15 protein-coding genes are annotated in these 18045 nt (G+C 72.9%); 11 read left to right on the top strand and 4 right to left on the bottom strand.

Annotated elements, in window-relative coordinates:
- Positions 1–86: 86 nt before the first annotated feature.
- Positions 87–1277, bottom strand: coding sequence for an ROK family transcriptional regulator (locus ABD899_RS03445; RefSeq protein WP_345202299.1), 1191 nt, complete (start codon positions 1275–1277; stop codon positions 87–89).
- 183 nt (positions 1278–1460) lie between these two features.
- Between ABD899_RS03445 and ABD899_RS03440 the strand changes: the two genes are divergently transcribed.
- Positions 1461–2510 carry an SGNH/GDSL hydrolase family protein gene (locus tag ABD899_RS03440; protein ID WP_345202297.1) on the top strand — a complete coding sequence of 350 codons (1050 nt, stop codon included), beginning with the start codon at positions 1461–1463 and terminating at the stop codon, positions 2508–2510.
- 275 nt (positions 2511–2785) lie between these two features.
- Positions 2786–4261, top strand: coding sequence for a mannitol dehydrogenase family protein (locus ABD899_RS03435; protein WP_345202296.1), 1476 nt, complete (start codon positions 2786–2788; stop codon positions 4259–4261).
- On the opposite strand, the gene ABD899_RS03430 is transcribed toward ABD899_RS03435, so the two are convergent.
- On the bottom strand, positions 4183–5346 hold the full coding sequence (locus ABD899_RS03430) for a helix-turn-helix domain-containing protein (protein WP_345202294.1): 1164 nt from the start codon (positions 5344–5346) through the stop codon (positions 4183–4185). The genes ABD899_RS03435 and ABD899_RS03430 overlap by 79 nt on opposite strands.
- A 271-nt stretch (positions 5347–5617) precedes the next feature.
- On the opposite strand from ABD899_RS03430, the gene ABD899_RS03425 reads away from it, so the two are divergent.
- The 6 genes from ABD899_RS03425 (at position 5618) to ABD899_RS03400 (ending at position 12200) form a co-directional block, all read left to right on the top strand.
- A complete protein-coding gene (locus ABD899_RS03425; RefSeq protein ID WP_345202293.1) occupies positions 5618–6970 on the top strand; it encodes an ABC transporter substrate-binding protein in 1353 nt (450 codons plus the stop codon).
- A 96-nt stretch (positions 6971–7066) separates the two neighbouring features.
- Positions 7067–8011 (top strand): carbohydrate ABC transporter permease, encoded by a 945-nt coding sequence (locus ABD899_RS03420; protein ID WP_345202291.1) that lies wholly within the window; start codon positions 7067–7069, stop codon positions 8009–8011.
- Positions 8008–8823, top strand: coding sequence for a carbohydrate ABC transporter permease (locus ABD899_RS03415; protein ID WP_345202290.1), 816 nt, complete (start codon positions 8008–8010; stop codon positions 8821–8823). The genes ABD899_RS03420 and ABD899_RS03415 overlap by 4 nt, the downstream gene beginning before the upstream one ends.
- A 55-nt stretch (positions 8824–8878) precedes the next feature.
- Positions 8879–9622: an SDR family oxidoreductase gene (locus tag ABD899_RS03410; RefSeq protein ID WP_345202288.1), complete on the top strand. Its 744-nt coding sequence runs from the start codon at positions 8879–8881 to the stop codon at positions 9620–9622.
- Positions 9623–9694: 72 nt separating this feature from the next.
- Positions 9695–11140: a xylulokinase gene (xylB, locus tag ABD899_RS03405; protein WP_345202287.1), complete on the top strand. Its 1446-nt coding sequence runs from the start codon at positions 9695–9697 to the stop codon at positions 11138–11140.
- A gap of 19 nt (positions 11141–11159) precedes the next feature.
- Complete coding sequence (locus ABD899_RS03400; RefSeq protein WP_345202285.1) at positions 11160–12200, top strand: zinc-dependent alcohol dehydrogenase family protein; 1041 nt, start codon at positions 11160–11162, stop codon at positions 12198–12200.
- A gap of 4 nt (positions 12201–12204) precedes the next feature.
- On the opposite strand, the gene ABD899_RS03395 is transcribed toward ABD899_RS03400, so the two are convergent.
- Complete coding sequence (locus ABD899_RS03395; RefSeq protein WP_345202282.1) at positions 12205–13434, bottom strand: glucose-1-phosphate adenylyltransferase family protein; 1230 nt, start codon at positions 13432–13434, stop codon at positions 12205–12207.
- Positions 13435–13484: 50 nt separating this feature from the next.
- Here ABD899_RS03395 and ABD899_RS03390 point away from each other — a divergent pair, with 50 nt between their 5' ends.
- The 3 genes from ABD899_RS03390 to ABD899_RS03380 all read left to right on the top strand — a co-directional run bounded on the left by ABD899_RS03390 (position 13485) and on the right by ABD899_RS03380 (position 17098).
- A complete protein-coding gene (locus ABD899_RS03390) occupies positions 13485–14780 on the top strand; it encodes a saccharopine dehydrogenase family protein (RefSeq protein WP_345202280.1) in 1296 nt (431 codons plus the stop codon).
- Positions 14781–15051: 271 nt separating this feature from the next.
- Complete coding sequence (locus ABD899_RS03385; RefSeq protein WP_345202277.1) at positions 15052–15489, top strand: pyridoxamine 5'-phosphate oxidase family protein; 438 nt, start codon at positions 15052–15054, stop codon at positions 15487–15489.
- Positions 15490–15604: 115 nt separating this feature from the next.
- Complete coding sequence (locus ABD899_RS03380) at positions 15605–17098, top strand: glycerate kinase (RefSeq protein WP_345202275.1); 1494 nt, start codon at positions 15605–15607, stop codon at positions 17096–17098.
- On the opposite strand, the gene ABD899_RS03375 is transcribed toward ABD899_RS03380, so the two are convergent.
- Positions 17079–18044, bottom strand: a complete 966-nt coding sequence (locus tag ABD899_RS03375; protein ID WP_345202272.1) for a 2-hydroxyacid dehydrogenase — start codon at positions 18042–18044, stop codon at positions 17079–17081. The genes ABD899_RS03380 and ABD899_RS03375 overlap by 20 nt on opposite strands.
- Position 18045: the final 1 nt, after the last annotated feature.

Here is an 18045-nt window from a genome sequence, read left to right as displayed (position 1 = left end):
ACGTCAAGCCTTGAATACAACGTTTTGAGACAACGATTCGGTCACGGTCGGTGGACGGTCGGTGCGACGGGCCCTCGGTCGATCGGTCAGACGGTCGCGAGGGCGGCCCGGTCGGCATCCTCGCGCACCTGGTCGGCGAGCACCAGTGCACCGAGCACGTCCGCCTCCTCCGGGCGCAGGGCACCGAGCCGCAGGTCGACCGACGCCGCGGCGCTCGGGATCGCGCACCGCTCGATCGCCTCACGCATCGGGTCGAGGACGAGGTCACCGACCCGGGCCACCTGGCCCCCGAGGGCGACGACCTCGGGGTTGAGCAGGTTGACGACCCCGGCCACCGCGACCCCGATGTGCCGGCCGGCGTCCTCGAGCACCCGCCGGCACCCCGGGTCGCCGTCGCGGGCCCGCGCGATGACGTCGCGCAGGGTCAGTGCCCCGTGCGAGTCGCGCAGTGCCCCGAGCACGGCCTGGGCGCCGACGAAGGTGTCGAGGCAGCCCCGGTTGCCGCAGCGGCAGATCGGGCCGTCCTCGTCGATCGTCACGTGGCCGATCTCGCCGGCCGTACCCGCGCTGCCCCGGAACAGCTCGCCACCGATGATGAGGCCCGCTCCGACACCGTAGGAGGCCTTGATGAAGATGCCGGTCGAGACACCCTGGAGTGCACCGAACTTCGACTCCCCCAGCGCAGCCAGGTTCGCCGTGTTGTCGAGCAGCACCGGGGTGCCGAGCGCCTCGGCCATGTCCGACGCGACGGGCACGCCCCGCCAGCCCGGGAGGATTCCCTCCGACCCGACCTGCCCCGAGACGGTGTCGATGGGCGCCGGGAGGCCGATGCCGACCGCCCGGATCTCGCCCATGTCGTGCCCGCTCGTCGCGACGAGCTCGTGGACGAGCCGCGCGCCGCGGGTCACGCCCTCGTCCGCGGCGTGGTCGGCCGGGAGCGGCATCCGCTTCTGGCTCAGCACCTCCGGCCCGCCCGTACCCAGGGCGACCCGCACGTCCCGGTCCCCGAAGACGACGGCGGCGAGGAGCCCGTGCGACGCGGCGACCGACACCTGCACGGCCCGGCGCCCGTTGCGGATGCTCGGGGTGAGCTGCACGGCCCCCGCGGCGTCGAGCTCCTTGACGAGGTTCGACACCGTCGCCGCGCTCAGCCCGGTCACCCCGGCGATCTCGACCTGGGTCAGGGCGCCGTGCTCACGCACGGCGTCGAGGACCCGCAGGCGGTTCATCTCCCGGAGCGACGCCTGTGAGCCCGGGGCCGGACCCGTTGAGTTCACGGGATAAACATAAGACCTCAGCGGCCCCGGCGGAAGGATCGGTGCGTGACTCCCCCACCCGCGGCCTCGCCCGCCGGTTCGGCGGCACTCCACGGCATCCGCGCGGATCCCCCGCTCGCCGGGCGGGTCGCGGTGAAGGGTCCTAGTGTGAGCCACACCACACCCTGCTCCCGAGGAGGACCCATGGCCCGACGTCGTGCCCCGGTCGCCGCAGCACTCGCCGCGGTGACGGCTCTCGTGGTCTCGGCCGCCCCCGCGCACGCGGCCGCGCCCTCGTACGTCGCCCTCGGCGACAGCTACTCCTCCGGCACCGGAACCCGCACCTACCTCGCCGACGGCACGAGCTGCCTGAGGTCGGTCCACGCCTACCCGACCCTCATCGCCTCGGCGAAGGGCTACGCGCTGAACTTCCGCGCCTGTTCCGGGGCGAAGATCGCCGACGTCACGAACACCCAGCTCTCCGCCCTCACCGCGAGCACGGCCTACGTCACGATCTCGGTCGGCGGCAACGATGCCGGGTTCGCCGACGTGCTCACGACGTGCGCCCAGCCGGCCTGGCTGAGCAACTGCAACGGGGCCATCGACCGCGCCGAGTCCTACATCCGCACCACCCTGCCCGGGGCGCTCACCACCCTCTACGCCGGCATCCGGGCCAAGGCACCGAACGCGAAGGTGACCGTCGTCGGCTACCCGCGCATCTTCAACGGCGTCGACTGCAACCTGCTCACCTGGTTCTCCTCGACGGAGATGGCCAGGCTCAACGCCACCGCCGACCTCCTCAACGCGACGACGTCCGCGCGGGCCTCGGCCGCCCAGTTCTCCTTCGCGAACCCGACGACCCCCTTCGTCGGCCACGCCGTGTGCTCGAGCCAGGAGTGGATCAACGGGCTGTCCAACCCGATCGTCGAGTCCTACCACCCGAACCGCACCGGCCACGCGAGCGGCTACACCCCCACCGTCAGCCCGTTCGTCACCGGATCGACCGTCACGGTGACCGCCGCGGTGCTCACGAAGGCCAAGGCGTCCCAGCAGCGGCTCGCCGACCAGCAGCGTGCGTACGCGGCGGCGGACCGGCTCATCGAGCCCGAGATGGTCGCCGCCCCCGACCTCACGACGCCCGAGGCGCGGGCCGCGGCCCGCAAGGCCGGCGTCGACCTCTCGAGCCGGGCGAGCATCGACGCCGTCGACCGCGTCCATGCGGCGCGCCAGGCCGCCGAGTTCGCGGCACGCTGACCCGGCGTCCGACGCACGGCACCCGGCGCCCGACGCGCGGCGTTCGACGCACGGCACCCCACGCCCGGCGCGGCGCACGGCGCCCGACGCCCGGCGCCCGTCGAGGTGCCGGGCCGCCACCCCGCCCCCGCGTGCGGTGGCGGCCCTGTCGATGCAATCCCACCGCCCCCCGATCCTTTTCCTCCTCGAAGCGGTCCGAGGCTGTCCGTGGCAGGCCGTTCTTGGTTCCATGACAGGTGGAGTCAGTGCCGCCTCGAGCGAAAGGACCACCTCTCGTGACCGCTCTCACCGCCGCCGCGCTCCCCTCGCTGCGCGTGTCCACCCCGTCCTACGACCGTGGGGCCGCCGCCGTGGGCATCGTCCACTTCGGCTTCGGCAACTTCCACCGCTCCCACGTGGCGATGTACGTCGACCGGCTCATGGAGTCCGGCCACGGCCTGGACTGGGGCATCTGCGGCGTGGGGGTCCTCCCCCAGGACTCCGCCATGCGCGACGCCATGCGGGCCCAGGACTGCCTGTTCACGCTCGTGCTCCGCCACCCCGACGGCTCCCTCGAGCCCCGGGTCGTCGGGTCGGTCCTGGAGTACCTCTACGGCCCCGACGACGCCGCCGCGATCCACGAGCGACTCCTCGACCCCGCCGTGCGCATCGCGAGCCTCACCGTCACCGAGGGCGGGTACCTCAAGAACCCCGCGACGGGCGAGTTCGACGCCGAGCACCCCTCCGTCGTCCACGACCTGGCCCACCCCGAGAACCCGGGCACGGCCTTCGCGTACCTCGTCGAGGGCCTGCGACGTCGCCGTGAGGCGGGTCTCGCGCCGTTCACCGTGCTGTCCTGCGACAACCTCCAGGGCAACGGCGACTACGCCCGCAAGGCCGTCGTCGGCTTCGCGCGGCTTCGCGACCCCGACCTCGCGGCCTGGATCGACACCGAGGTCGCGTTCCCCAACTGCATGGTCGACCGGATCACGCCGTCGACGACGGACGACGACCGGGCCGCGCTGGCCCGTGAGTTCGGCGTCGAGGACCAGTGGCCGGTCCCGGCCGAGCCGTTCACCCAGTGGATCGTCGAGGACGAGTTCCCCACGGGCCGACCGGCACTGGAGTCCGTCGACGTGCAGTTCGTCGAGGACGTCAAGCCGTACGAGCTCATGAAGCTGCGCCTGCTCAACGCGAGCCACCAGGCCCTCGCGTACTTCGGCGCCCCGCTCGGCTACAGCCTCGTCGACGAGACGATGCGCGACACCCGGATCCGCACCTACCTCGAGCGCTACATGGCCGACGAGGCGGCGCCCACGCTCGGCGAGCTGCCCGGCATCGATCTCGAGGCCTACATGGCCACCCTCCTCGAGCGCTTCTCCAACCCGAGGATGCGTGACACGCTCGTGCGCCTCGCGACCGACGGCTCGAACCGGATGCCGACCTTCACGCTCCCCGCGGTCCGGGACAACCTGGATGCCGGGCGGCCGGTGACGCTCGGAGCGGCGATGGTGGCGGCGTGGGCTCAGTACTGGGCGCTCATCGGGCGCGGCGAGATCACGCCGCCCGAGGTGCCGGACGACGTCCACACGGCGGCGATGACGACCGCGGCCCTCGACCCCGACCCGGAGGCGTTCGTGCGGATCGCACTGCTCTTCGGCGACCTCGCCGAGCGCCGCACCTTCGTCGACGCCTACCTCGCGGCACGACGCTCCCTCGTCGAGCGCGGCGTCCACCCGACGCTCGACGACCTGCTCGCCTCCGCGGGCTGACCGACCGGGTCGGCCGTGCGGCGGGGCTCGACACCGTCCGGCGGGCCCGGTGGTTCGGCGGCCCGGACCGCCTTGAGCCCGAGGCTGATCACCTCGTTGGGCGGCTTCTGCGAGGACTCCAGGCGCCGGTACGCCGTCGGGGTGACGCCCACCTCGGCGAGGAACTGGCGGTTGAAGTTCGCCATGTTGTGGAAGCCGCTCAGCGACGCCACCCGGGAGATGGGGTGGTCGGTCGTGTCCAGGAGCCGCCGGGCGTGCGCGACCCGCAGCTTCTTGACCATGTTGCTGAAGGTCAGCCCGGTGGCCCGCTTGAAGTACTTGGAGAACGTCGGCTCCGACATGTAGGCCAGCCGCGCCGCCGTCGTGAGGCGGATGTCCCCGGTGAGGTTGGAGAAGATGTAGTTGAGCCCCGCCTCGCCTGCGGTGCGCGAGCTCTCGTCGGAGGCCTGGCCCATCCACGGGCTCGCCACCGTCTCCCGCTCGCCGTCCGGTGCCTCGGCGAACAGGCCGAGGAGGCGGAACAGGTGGGCGACGCGCTCGGGCCCGCGGGAGCCGACGACCGCGAGGATCGTGTCGGCGGCCCGCCACGCGGTCGCCCCGGAGAACACGAGGCCCCGGGTCGACAGCTCGAGCACCTCGCCGACCTCCTGGAGCTCGGGCATGAGCCGCATGCACTGCCGGATCCACTCGTCGGAGAACTGGATCACGGCGTCGCGGTCATGGGCGACCTCACCGGGCTCGAGGTCGCTGACCCAGTCGTGCGGGAGGTTCGGCCCGATGATGCTCACGTGGCCCGGGGTGAAGGTGCCGATGTGGTCGCCGGCGATGAAGCTGCCGTGCGTCTTCGTGATGAGGTGGATCTCGTACTCGGGGTGGGCGTTCCAGCCGCAGATCTCGCTCGGGAAGTCGTGGGTCATGGCGCGCACCGAGTGCTGGGGGTGCTTCGGGATGACCTCGCGGCGCGGGATCGCCTCGGCGTAGGGGCTCGTCGGGGCCGTGGAGCCCGGGACGACGCGTTCAGCCGACTCGCCGGCAGCACGACCGCCGGCGACTCGCGGGGGCGCGGATCGATACGAAATCGTCATCGCCTCCCTCTTGACGCACCCCCGTTGACATGGTTGTCAGGGCGGTGGACAGCGGGCCGGGCCCGTGGTCCGGGGGACCGCGCTGTCCGACGTCGGAATAATAGTACCGATAGCGGGGGCGCAGGAGGCTTGTCGCGGTTTTCGCCGCCTCCCTACATTGGCGGTAGTTCCAGGCAGGGACGCACTACCAAATCGTGCGACGTTCCGCAAGGGTTTCGCCCGACGCGGCAGCCCGGTCAGGACACGTGGTACCCCTACCAAAGGAGTTAGGATGCTTCGCAACAAGCGCGCTTTGACTGTCGGTGTCCTGGCGCTGTCCTCGGCTCTCGTGCTGACCGCCTGCTCGTCCGACGACTCGGACGAGGGCGGCGACGCCGGCGGCAACGTCACCCTGAACCTCGCGACCGTGAACAACGGCCAGATGAAGGACATGGAGCAGCTCAAGACCGAGTACGAGACGGCCAACCCCGGCACGACGGTCAACTTCCAGGTCATGGAGGAGGGCGACCTCCGCAGCGCCGTGACCGCCGACGTCGCGAGTGGCGCCGGCCAGTACGACATCGTCACCATCGGCGCCTACGAGACGCCGCAGTGGGGCGCCAACGGGTGGCTCGTCGACCTCACCGAGGACCTCAAGGCCGACACGGCCTACGACGTCGACGACATCCTGCCGCCGGTGCGCGACGTCAACAGCTACGAGGGCAAGCTGTACGCGGTGCCGTTCTACGGCGAGTCCTCGATCCTCATGTACAACAAGGAGGTCCTCGACGCGGCGAACGTCACCATGCCGGTCAACCCGACGTGGCAGGAGGTCGCCGACGCGGCCAAGAAGGTCAACACGGCCGACATGTCCGGCATCTGCATGCGCGGCAAGCCCGGCTGGGGCGACCTGTTCGCGCCGCTCACGACCGTCGTGCAGACCTTCGGTGGCAACTGGTACGACATGGAGTGGAACGCGACCGTCAACTCCGCGGAGTGGAAGGAGGCCGTGACCTTCTACAAGACCCTCCTCGACGAGTCCGGCCAGGCCGACCCGGTGTCGTACAGCTTCAACGAGTGCCTCACCGCCCTCAAGGAGGGCAAGTCGGCGATGTGGGCCGACGCCTCCGTCGCAGCCTCGATGCTCGAGGCCGCCGACTCCCCGGTCAAGGGCAAGATGGGCTACTCGCACATGCCGGTGACCAAGACCCAGGAGTCCGGCTGGCTGTGGAGCTGGAACCTCGCCGTCCCGGCATCCACGAAGAACAAGGACGCGGCGATCGACTTCGTCAAGTGGGCGACGAGCAAGGACTACCACAAGCTCGTCGGTGAGAAGATCGGCTGGAGCAACGTCCCGCCGGGCGCCCGCACCTCGACGTACGAGATCCCCGAGTACAAGGAGGCCGCCGCCGCCTTCGCCCCGATCACCCTCGAGGTCATGACGGCCGTCAACCCGAAGCAGCCCGGTGTGAGCCCGCAGCCGTGGGTCGGCATCCAGTACGTCTCCATCCCCGAGTTCCAGGACGTCGGGAACCAGTGCGCGCAGCTCGTCGCGGACTACCTCGCCAACCGCACGTCGGTCGACGACGCGCTGGCCAAGTGCCAGGACATCGCCCAGAAGGGCGGGGACGCCCACAAGGGCTGACGCCCCCTGTCGCGGGTGCCGGGTCCGGCCCCAGAGCCGGACCCGGCACCCGTCCCCACACCCGGAGCACCACCAGTCGCACAAGGGAGTGCCGACATGACCACGATGACCCCACCGACCGAGCTCGACGAGGTCGAGGCGAAGGCCGCCAAGGACAAGCGCCGCGTGCAGTCGCGGCACGCCTGGACCAGTCGTGGGCTGCTCATGCCCGCGCTCGTCTTCCTCATCCTGCTGACCCAGATCCCCTTCCTGACGACCATCGGCTTCTCGCTCATGGAGTGGAACCTGCTCTACCCCCAGGAGCGGGGGTTCACCGGGTTCGACAACTACCAGACCGCGCTCACCTCGGGTGAGCTGTGGCCCTCGATCGTGGCCACGGTGCTCATCACGGCGTTCTCGGTCGTGCTCTCGCTGCTGTTCGGCCTGCTCTTCGCGATGCTGCTCGACCGCAACCTGCCCGGCCGGGCGATCGCACGCACGCTCATGATCACCCCGTTCCTCATCATGCCGGCCGCGGCGTCGCTCATCTGGAAGTACTCGATGTTCGACACCAACATCGGCATCCTCAACTGGCTGTTCAACACGCTCGGCCTGCCGACGGTCTCGTGGAGCACCGACTACCCGATGGCCACCGTCGTCATCGTGCTGACCTGGATCTTCACCCCGTTCATGATGCTCATCCTGCTCGCCGGCCTGCAGGGCCAGTCCAAGGAGGTGCTCGAGGCCGCCCAGGTCGACGGGGCCGGCGCGTGGCGGACCTTCACGTGGATCACCCTGCCGCACCTGCGGATGTACATCGAGATCGGCACCCTCCTCGGCTCGGTCATCATCCTGCAGGTCTTCGACCCGATCGCCATCCTCACCAAGGGCACCGGCGGCACGAAGACCCTGGCCTACCTGCTCTACGAGCGGGCCTTCATCGGCCTCAACGTCGGTGAGGCCGCCGCCTACGGCGTCGTCACCGTCATCCTGACGATCATCGTCGCCACGATCGCACTCAAGACCACGTTCAAGGTCTTCATGGCTGGAGGAAGCCGATGAGCACCACCGTCAAGAACTCCCTCGTCAACCTCGTGACCTGGGTCATGGTCCTGGCCTTCTTCTTCCCGGTGTTCTGGATGGTCCTCAACGGCTTCAAGCCGGAGTCGGTCGCCTCGTCGATCGACCCGGTGCTGTTCTTCACCCCGACCACAGAGGGCTACGAGCTCGCGATGGACCGCGGGATGATGGACTACCTGCGCAACTCGTTCATCGCGGCCACCGTCGCCACGGTCATCTGCGTCGTGCTCGCCATCCCGGCGGCGTACGCGCTCAGCCTGCGCAAGGTCAAGGCGGTCGAGAGCGCCCTGTCATTCTTCATCTCCACGCGCTTCATGCCGGTGGCCGCGGTCGTCCTGCCGATCTACATGATCCTGAAGAACCTCGGCGGGCTCGACAACATCTGGGTCCTGGCCATCATCTACGCCTCGATCAACCTGCCCATCACCGTGTGGATGATGCGCTCGTTCCTCCTCGAGGTGCCCTTCGAGATCGTCGAGGCCGCCCGCGTCGACGGCGCCGGCCTGTTCCGCGAGATCGTGCGCGTCGTGCTGCCCATCGTCATCCCCGGCGTGGCCGCCGCCGCCCTCATCTGCTTCATCTTCTCCTGGAACGAGTACTTCCTCGCGACCCTGCTCACGAGCTCCGAGGCACGCACGACGCCACCCTTCCTCGGCAGCTTCGTCGACGGCCGCGGCCAGTTCCTCGCCGTGCTGTCCGCCGCAGCCACCCTGGCCGTCCTGCCCGTCGTCGCCGCCGGCTGGATCGCCCAGAAGCAGCTCGTGCGCGGACTGTCCATGGGCGCCGTCAAGTGACGCCCGCGCACCCGCACGCGCACCCGCACGCCCCCACCACCGAAGGAGCCGTCCCATGAGCGCCCCGTCGCGCAGCCTGCAGGACACCGTCATCGTCGTCACCGGCGCGGGTGGCGGCATCGGGGGCGCCACCGCTCGGCTCGCCCTCGAGGCCGGTGCGAAGGTCGTCGTCGGGGACCTGCGCGAGGATGCCGTGCGCCCGCTCCAGGCGGAGTGGGGCACCGACCGGGTCGCGGTCGTCGGGGGCGACGTCCGCGAGGAGGCGACCGGCGACGCCCTCGTCGCCGGGGCCGTCGAGGCCTTCGGCCGCGTCGACAGCGTCGTCGCGAACGCCGGGATCGGCTTCTACGGCGGCCTGCTCGACGTCGGTCCCGACGAGATCGAGCTCATGATCGACGTCAACCTCAAGGGCACGATCTGGCTCTCCCGGGCTGCGGTCCGCCAGTTCCGGGCCCAGGGCGGCGGCGGCGACATCGTCGTCATCGGTTCGGTCGCCGGCCTGCTCATCGGCGGCGGCAAGGAGGCGGTCTACGCGGCGTCCAAGGGTGCCCAGATCAACCTCGGCACGGCCATGGACCGTGAGCTGCGCGAGGAGGGGATCCGCACGACCGTGATCGCCCCCGCCGGTGTCAACACCCCCTTCGCCGCGGCGGACGGGCGGTTCGGGAGCGGCGACCCCGCCCACGGCCCGTTCATGGAGCCGGCCGACATCGGTGGAGCGGTCATCTACACCCTCTCCCAGCCACGGCGGATGCGCACCGAGCTGTGGACGATGTGGAGCCTCGCCGAGAAGCACTGAGCCGGGGTCGTGCCGCCGCCAGGTCGGCGGCACCCACCGCGCCCCCACCGCACCCACCGCGAAGGAGACCCCATGCCCGACCGTCCGCTCGTCGCCGGCGTCGACACCTCGACCCAGTCCTGCAAGGTGGTGGTGTGCGACGCGGAGACCGGTGCGGTGCTCCGCACGGGGCGCGCGAGCCACCCGGACGGCACCGAGGTCGACCCCCGGCACTGGTGGTCGGCCTGGGAGCAGGCGAGCGGCGACGGAATCCTCGACGGCGTCAGCACGCTCGCCGTGGGCGGGCAGCAGCACGGCATGGTGCTGCTCGACGAGCACGACGAGGTCGTGCGGCCCGCCCTGCTGTGGAACGACACCCGGTCGGCCGGCGCCGCCGACGACCTCGTCGCCGAGCTGGGGGCGCAGGCCTGGGCCGACGCGACCGGGGTCGTGCCCGTCGCCGCGACGACGGTGAGCAAGCTGCGCTGGATGGCCACCCACGAGCCCGAGCGGCTGGCGCGGGCCCGCACCTGCGTGCTCCCCCACGACTGGCTCACCGGACGGATCCTCGCCGACGGCACTCCCGGCACGCGCGCGTGGTCGACCGACGCCGGCGACGCGTCGGGCACCGGCTACTGGTCCGCGGGCACCCGCGACTACCGCACCGACCTGCTCGGCCTCGCGACCGGCGGCGCCTCCCTCGCCGTGCCGCGCGTCGCGGCGCCGAGCGAGGTCGTCGGGCACACGGCATCCGGCCTGGCCCTCGCCCCCGGCACCGGCGACAACATGGGGGCCGCACTCGGGCTCGGGCTCGAGCCGGGCGACGTCGTCGTGTCGCTCGGCACGAGCGGCACGGCCTTCGCCCGGCACTCCCGGCCCTCCGCCGACCCGACGGGGTCCGTGCAGTCCTTCGCGGACGCCGAGGGGGGCTTCCTCCCCCTCGTGTGCACCCTCAACGCCGCGCGGGTGCTCACCTCGGGGGCGGCGATGCTCGGCACCGACGTCGACTCGCTCGACCGCCTGGCCCTCGCCGCCGAGCCGGGCGCCGGGGGGCTGACGCTCCTGCCCTTCCTCGACGGCGAACGCACCCCGAACCTCCCGACGGCGAGCGGTTCGCTCCACGGGCTGACCCGCACGAACGCGACGCCGGAGAACCTCGCCCGGGCGGTCGTCGAGGGCATGCTCCTCGGCCTCGCCGCGGCGGTGGATGCCGTGCGCTCGGTCGGGTGCCCCGTCGAGCGGGTGCTGCTCATCGGCGGGGCGGCGAAGTCGACCGCCGTGCAGGAGATCGCCCCCGACCTGTTCGGGGTGCCCGTCGCGGTCCCGAGCCCCGGGGAGTACGTCGCCGTCGGCGCGGCCCGCCAGGCGGCGTGGGCCCGGCTCGGCGGCGACCGGCCACCGGTGTGGGACGTCGACGTCGACGTGACCGTCGACCCCCACGACGACCGGGGCCGGGGGGCCGAGGCCAGGGCCCGGTACGCCGAACGGCTCGCCGTCGCCCACCCGTCGACCGCAGCCACCACCCCCGCCCGCACGTGACCGTGACCGGGACCCGGGCATGAGGGCCGTCGTCTACGACGGGCCGCGCAGCTTCGCGGTCCGGGAGGTGCCGACACCCGAGCCGACCGCGGGCCAGGTGCGGGTGCGGGTCGTGCAGACCGGAGTGTGCGGCACCGACCTGCACCTGCACGAGGGACGGTTCATGGCGGCCTACCCCATGGTCCCCGGCCACGAGGTGGTCGGGGTCGTCGACGCCCTCGGCGACGGGGTGGACGGGGTGGAGGGGGTGGCCGGGGTGGCCGTCGGCGAGCTCGTCGCCGTCAACCCCAACGCCGCCTGCGGCACGTGCGAGTACTGCCGCGAGGGTCGCGCCCTGCTCTGCGACGCCCTCACCGGGATCGGATCGAACCTGCCGGGCGGCTTCGCCGAGCACGTCGTCGCCCCCGCCGCCCAGGTCTTCTCCGTCGAGGGCCTCGACGTCGACACGGCGGTGCTCACCGAACCGACCTCGTGCGCCGCGCACGCGGTCGACGTCATCGCCCCCCGGCACGGGTCGACCGCCCTCGTCATCGGGGCGGGGCCGACCGGGGTGCTCCTCGCCCAGCTGCTCCGGGGCAGTGGCGCCTCGAAGGTGACCGTCGCCGCGCCGACGGCCTTCAAGCTCGAGCGGGCGACGGCGTTGGGCGTCGACGCGACCTACCTCATGGACCGCGGTGACCTCGCCGGCGACGTGCAGGCGCTGCTCAGGCGCTCGGGTGGCTCGGGGTACGACGTCGTCGTCGACGCGACGGGGGCGGCCGTCGTCGCCGAGGTGCTCGTGCCGCTGACCCGCAGCGGCGGGACCGCCGTCTTCTACGGGGTGACCGACGAGGAGGACCGGGTGGCGGTGTCCCCGTACGACGTCTTCCGGAGGGAGCTGACGATCAAGGGCTCGTTCGCCGAGATCAGCTCGTTCCCGGCCGCCATCGCGGCGATGCGCTCCGGCCGGGTGCGCACCGACGGACTCGTCACGCACCGCTTCGGGCTCGACGACTACGGCCTGGCCCTCGAGGCGCTGCGCTCCGACCGCACGGCCCACAAGGTCGTCGTCGTCCCCTGACCGCTCACACCGTCGTCCCGGGCTCGAGCCGGGCGCCGGCGGCCACGGTGGCGCCCGGGCCGACGACCGAGTCCCGGCCGACGACGGCGATGTGGCGGTCGTGCGCCCGGGTGGCGCGGGTGGCCTCACCGACCCGGGCCCCGGACCCGACGCGCACCTCGTCGTCGAGGATCGAGGTGACGACGTGCGCGTCGCGGCCGACGTGGACGCCGGCGAGGAGCACGGCATCCTCGACGACCGCACCCGGCTCGACGACGACACCCGGACCGAGGACGCTGCGCCGCACCGTGCCCCGGACGTGGCACCCCGCGCTGAGCACGACGTCCTCGAGCACCGCGCCGGTGTCGACCCGGGAGGCCGGCAGCTCGGGCCAGCGGGTGAGCAGCGGCCAGCCCGGGCGGGTCAGCACGTCGACCCGCCCGGCGAGCAGGTCGCGGTGCGCCGAGAGGTAGGCGGCCGGCGTCCCGAGGTCGGCCCAGTAGCCCTCGAGCGGCCACGCGTGCACGGTGCCGTCCCGCACGAGCCGCGGCAGGAGGTGCTCACCGAAGTCGCCGATGCCGCTGTTGCCGTCGTCGGTGTGCGACAGCTCGCGTCGCAGCTCGTCGAGGGTGCGGAAGAGGGCCTCCGGGTCGTAGACGAACACCTCCGCCGAGATCGTCGTGCCCCGGGGACGGTCGGGCTTGTAGTCGACGGCCGTGACCCGCGTCCCGCGCCCGACGGTGATGACCGCCTTGTCGGCGGCCTGCGTCGGGCTGACCTCGGTCGTGACCACGGTGCAGTGCGACCCGCGCTCGAGGTGCGCCGCGACGACGGGGCGCAGGTCGAGGGCGAGCACCTGGTCGGTGCTCATGACGACGACGACGTCGGGGGCGAACTCCCGGATGGCGTCGGCGAACCGGTAGAGGTCGTCGCCGTTGCCGTCGGAGAAGCCGTCCTGGGCCGCCGACCCGCCGCCCTCCTCGGGCATGAGCCAGCGCAGGCCCCCACGGGTGCGGTCGAGGTCCCAGGGGCGGCCGGCGGCGAGGTGCCGGTGCAACGAGCCGGCCTGGTACTGCACCGAGAGCCAGACGTCGGAGATGCCGCTGTTCGCGCAGTTCGACAGGGCGACGTCGATGAGCTGGAAGGAGCCTGCGAACGCGAGCGCCGGCTTGGCGCGCTCGCGGGTGAGGACGTCGAGGCGCGCCCCCTGCCCGCCGGCCTGGACGACGGCGAGGACCTTGGGGGGCGTGACCATGGGGACACTGTGCCGGATGCCGGCGACGCGCGGCGGCCTAGGGTGGAGCAATGAGCGCCCCCACACGAGAGTTCGACATCGTCCTGTTCGGCGCCAGCGGGTTCGTCGGGCGCCTCACCGCCCGGCACCTCGCCGCGGAGGCGGCGCCGGGGATGCGGGTCGCGCTCGCCGGCCGCTCCCTCCCCCGTCTCGAGGAGGTGGCCGCCGGCCTCGAGGGGCCGGCACGCGACTGGCCGCTCCTCGAGGTCGACGCGGGTGACGAGGCCGCGGTCGCCGACCTCGCCGCCCGCGCGCGCGTCGTCGTCACGACCGTCGGGCCGTACCTGCGTCTCGGCGGCCCGCTCGCGGCGGCGTGTGCGCGCGCCGGCACCGACTACTGCGACCTCACCGGAGAGGTCATCTTCGTGCACCAGAGCATCGCCGCCAACCACGAGGACGCGCTGCGCACCGGGGCGCGCATCGTCCACGCCTGCGGCTTCGACTCGGTCCCCAGCGACCTCGGGGTGCTCCTCACCGTCGAGGCCGCCCGGACGGACGGCTCCGAGCTCGGCCGCACCCACCTCGCGGTCCGCAGCATGCGGGGCGGCTTCAGCGGGGGGACGATCGACTCGGCGCGCCTCCAGGTCGACGAGCTGCGGGCGGATCCCGGGGCACGGCGCGTCGTCCGCGACCCCCTCGTGCTCGCGGACGGTCCCCGGCCCCCGCGCGAACCGCGGCGCGAGAACGGAACCGGTGACACGGCATCCGGCCTGACGTCCCTGGTGACCGGGGCGCTCGACCGCGTCGCCAAGGCGTCCCCCGTGCGCCGCGACGCCGACAACGGCCACTTCACCGGGCCGTTCGTCATGGCGATGTTCAACACCCGCATCGTCGCGCGCTCGGCGTCGCTGCTCGGCTACGGCCCGCAGTTCCGCTACGCCGAGTACTCCGACTACGGCGCCGGCCCAGTGGGCGCGGTCCGGGCCGGCGCCACGTCGGCGGTCCTCGGGGCCGGTCTGGCCGGGCTCGCGTTCGGGCCGACGCGGATGCTCCTCGACCGCGTGCTGCCCAGGCCCGGCGAGGGGCCGAGCGAGCAGGCCCAGGCCAACGGCCGGTTCCGCATGGAGGTCACCGGCACGGCGACGAGCGGCGCGCGCTACCGCACGACCGTGGCAGCGCCCTACGACCCGGGCTACGGCGGCACGGCCGTCATGCTCGGCCAGGCCGCCCTCGCCCTCGTCGAGGACCGCGACCGGCTGCCGGACGCCGCCGGGGTGCTCACCCCGGCGACGGCGATCGGGATGCCGCTCGTCGAGCGGCTGCGGGAGCACCGCTTCACCCTCGAGACCGAGCGCCTGCCGGGCTGAGCGACCGAGCGCCTGCCGGGCTGAGCGACCGCGCGCCTGCCGGGCTGAGCGACCGCGCGCCTGCCGGGCTGAGCGGCCGCGCGCCTGCCGGGCTGAGCGGCCGGGCGACCCCGGCGGCTCCTCGGCCGGTACGCGTGCCACGCCGCACGCCATCACCACCGGCCGAACCGGGAACCGCTGCGGGGGAATTGCGTGAGAACTGTCTCGACCGGGTGCCTGCTGCGGCGGAAGTGGCTAGATTCGGGGCAGGTACCCGCGCGCAGGAGGCCCCATGTCAGAGCACTCGCCCGTCACCACCCTCGCCGAGGACGACTGCTGGCAGATGCTGCACGACCAGGAGTTCGGTCGGCTCGCGTTCCACCTCGCCGACGAGGTGCACCTCGTGCCGATCAACTACGCGATCGACGCCGACCGGCGGATCGTCTTCCGCACGGCCGAGGGGAGCAAGCTGCTCGGGCTCACGATGAACGCCGACGTCGCCTTCGAGATCGACGAGTTCACCGAGGAGGTGGCGCGCAGCGTCGTGGTCCGCGGCCGGGCCCGCCAGCTCGAGGGGCACGAGGAGGACGAGACCGAGCTGCTGCCGCTGCGACCCTGGGTCAACACGGCGAAGTTCAACGTCATCGTCATCGAGGTCGACGAGATCACGGGGCGCCAGTTCGGCCTGACCCGCCCGTGGCTGCACATGAGGCCGCCGCACGAGGAGTGAGCCGCGCGGGCCACGCGGGCCCGCGGACGCCCTGCGCGCGGGCTGAGTGGTGCGACGACTGGCCCCTCCGGTTGCGCCGTCGCGCCCGGCCACCGACACCGCTGAGGCCGTCGTGGTGACCCGGGTGGGCGCTCCGAGCGTCGTCGTCGCGAGCGACGCCTTCAAGGGCTCGCTCTCCTCCCTCGATGTCGCGGATGCCGTGCGCTCGGGGGTGCTCGACGTCGTGCCGCAGGCCCGGGTCGTCGTCCTGCCCGTTGCGGACGGTGGTGAGGGGACCGTGGCCGCGGCCCTAGCGTGCGGGTGGTCTCCCGTGCCCGTGGACGTCCACGGCCCGACCGGCGAGGCCGTGGTCGCGACAGTGGCGCTCCGCCCCGCCCCAAGGGGTCCATCCCCCGCTATCAACACTGCTGACCACGAACTCAGCACTGTCGACAGCACTGCTGACCGCCGGCACAGCAGCGTCGATAGCACTGCTGACCACCGGCGCAGCACTGTCGATCACTCTGCTGACCAGGAACTCAGCAGCGTCGCGAACACTGCTGACACCCGGCGCCGCACTGCTATCAACACTGCTGACCAACGGCGCAGCAGTGTTGATACGGCGGGAGCGACACCCTTCGGGGCGGGCGAGGCGGCCCACCGGCCGGCGGTGGTGCACGTCACCGCCCTCGTCGAACTGGCGGATGCCTGCGGGCTCGGGCGCCTGCCCGGTGGCGTCCCCGCCCCCCTCACCGCGTCGAGTCGCGGTCTCGGGGAGGCGATCCGCGGCGCGCTCGACCTCGGCGCGACGGAGGTCGTCGTCGGCGTCGGCGGCTCGGCGAGCACCGATGGCGGCGCGGGAGCCCTCGCCGCGCTCGGCGCCCGGCTCCTCGACGAGAGCGGCTCACCCCTGGCCGACGGCGGGGCCGCGCTGTCCCGCCTGGCCCACCTCGACGTGACCGGGCTCGACCGCCGCCTCGAAGGCACCCGGCTCGTCCTCGCCGCCGACGTCGACAGCCCCCTCCTCGGGCCTGCGGGCGCTGCCGTGGTCTTCGGACCGCAAAAGGGTGCACGCCCCGAGGACGTCACGGTGCTCGAGGCCGCTCTCACGAGGTGGGCCGACGTCGTCGCAGCCACGCCCCTCCGCGCGTTCCCGAGGAGGTCGGCCGGCGGACCGGCCCGCGCCCCGGGACCCACCGGTGCGGCGGCGCTGGCCGGGATGCCGGGGGCCGGCGCAGCGGGCGGGGTCGGGTTCGCCCTGCTCACGGTGCTCGGGGCCGAGCGCCGCTCGGGCGTCGACGTCGTCCTCGACCTCGTCGGGCTCGAGGGGGCCTTCGACGGTGCCGACCTCGTCGTCACAGGCGAGGGCTCACTCGACCCCCAGACCCTGATGGGCAAGGCGGTCGCCGGCGTCACCCGCCGGGCGACGGCGCACGGCATCCCCGCCGTCGCGGTCTGTGGGCTCCTCGCGCTCGACGAGGCCGGGCTGACGGCGCTCGGGGTGCGTGCCGCCTACCCGCTGTCCGACCTCGAGGCCGACCCCGCCAGGTCGGTGCGCGACGCGCGGGTCCTGCTGCACCGCACCGGGGCCCGCATCGCCCGGGAGTGGCTCAGCCGCCCACCGGCGTGACGGCCGGGTCGCCCCCGAGCGCGGCGACGACGTTGGCGACGGCGAGGTCGGCCATCGCCGTCCGCGTCTCGACCGTGGCAGACCCGACGTGCGGGAGGAGGACGACGTCGTCGCGCGCGAGCAGCCCCGGATGGACCCGCGGCTCGTCCTCGAAGACGTCGAGCCCGGCGCCGGCCACCTCCCCCGCCTCGAGCGCCGCGACGAGCGCCGCCTCGTCGACGACCGGCCCACGCGAGGTGTTGACGAGGTGCGCGGTCCGCTTCATCGCCCGCAGCTGCTCGGCCCCGACGAGGTGGTGCGTGGCCGGCGTCAGCGGGCAGTGCAGCGCCACGACGTCGGCGCACGCCAGCAGCTCGGCGAGGTCGACGACCCGGGCGCCCAGCGCCTCGACGACCGCGGGGTCGGGCTCGGAGCGCCCGGTGAGCACGACCTCCATCCCGAACGCCAGGGCGCGGCGCGCGGTGGCGATCCCGATCGCGCCGGGCCCGACGATGCCGAGGGTCTTCCCGCGCAGGCCGGTGCCGAGGTGGCCGGTGAGGCTCCAGCGCCACGGCTCGCCCGTGCGCACCCTCCGCTCCGCGGCGCCCAGGCTCCGGGTCGTCATGAGGACGAGCGCCATCGCGAGGTCGGCCGTCGCGTCGGTGAGCACGCCGGGGGTGTTCGTCACGACGACCCCGCGCTCCCGGCAGGCGGACAGGTCGACGTTGTCGTACCCGACCGCGACGTTCGCGACGACGCGCAACCCGGGCCCGGCGGCGTCGAGCAGCTCGGCGTCGACCCGGTCGACGAGCATCGCGACGAGGGCGTCGACCCCGGCCACGGCGGCCAGCAGCTCCTCGCGCGGCATCGGGGAGTCCACGTCCCGCGAGGTCACCTCGTGGCCGGCCGCGCGCAGGCGAGCCACGGCATCCCCCGGCACCCGGGCGCTGACGAGCACGCGGGCCACG

Source organism: Fodinibacter luteus (assembly GCF_039541575.1).
GTDB classification, from domain to species: domain Bacteria; phylum Actinomycetota; class Actinomycetes; order Actinomycetales; family Dermatophilaceae; genus Fodinibacter; species Fodinibacter luteus.
Note: the sequence above shows the minus strand (reverse complement) of the source record. Positions and strands in the feature narration are given on the sequence as shown.

What these genes read in the sequence shown, in the direction of transcription:
- ABD899_RS03440 (WP_345202297.1), top strand. Translation starts at nt 1,461, where the DNA reads ATGGCCCGACGTCGTGCCCCGGTCGCCGCAGCACTCGCCGCGGTGACG.
- ABD899_RS03430 (WP_345202294.1), bottom strand. Translation starts at nt 5,346, where the DNA reads ATGACGATTTCGTATCGATCCGCGCCCCCGCGAGTCGCCGGCGGTCGT.
- ABD899_RS03425 (WP_345202293.1), top strand. Translation starts at nt 5,618, where the DNA reads ATGCTTCGCAACAAGCGCGCTTTGACTGTCGGTGTCCTGGCGCTGTCC.
- ABD899_RS03420 (WP_345202291.1), top strand. Translation starts at nt 7,067, where the DNA reads ATGACCACGATGACCCCACCGACCGAGCTCGACGAGGTCGAGGCGAAG.
- ABD899_RS03415 (WP_345202290.1), top strand. Translation starts at nt 8,008, where the DNA reads ATGAGCACCACCGTCAAGAACTCCCTCGTCAACCTCGTGACCTGGGTC.
- ABD899_RS03410 (WP_345202288.1), top strand. Translation starts at nt 8,879, where the DNA reads ATGAGCGCCCCGTCGCGCAGCCTGCAGGACACCGTCATCGTCGTCACC.
- xylB (WP_345202287.1), top strand. Translation starts at nt 9,695, where the DNA reads ATGCCCGACCGTCCGCTCGTCGCCGGCGTCGACACCTCGACCCAGTCC.
- ABD899_RS03400 (WP_345202285.1), top strand. Translation starts at nt 11,160, where the DNA reads ATGAGGGCCGTCGTCTACGACGGGCCGCGCAGCTTCGCGGTCCGGGAG.
- ABD899_RS03395 (WP_345202282.1), bottom strand. Translation starts at nt 13,434, where the DNA reads ATGGTCACGCCCCCCAAGGTCCTCGCCGTCGTCCAGGCCGGCGGGCAG.
- ABD899_RS03390 (WP_345202280.1), top strand. Translation starts at nt 13,485, where the DNA reads ATGAGCGCCCCCACACGAGAGTTCGACATCGTCCTGTTCGGCGCCAGC.
- ABD899_RS03385 (WP_345202277.1), top strand. Translation starts at nt 15,052, where the DNA reads ATGTCAGAGCACTCGCCCGTCACCACCCTCGCCGAGGACGACTGCTGG.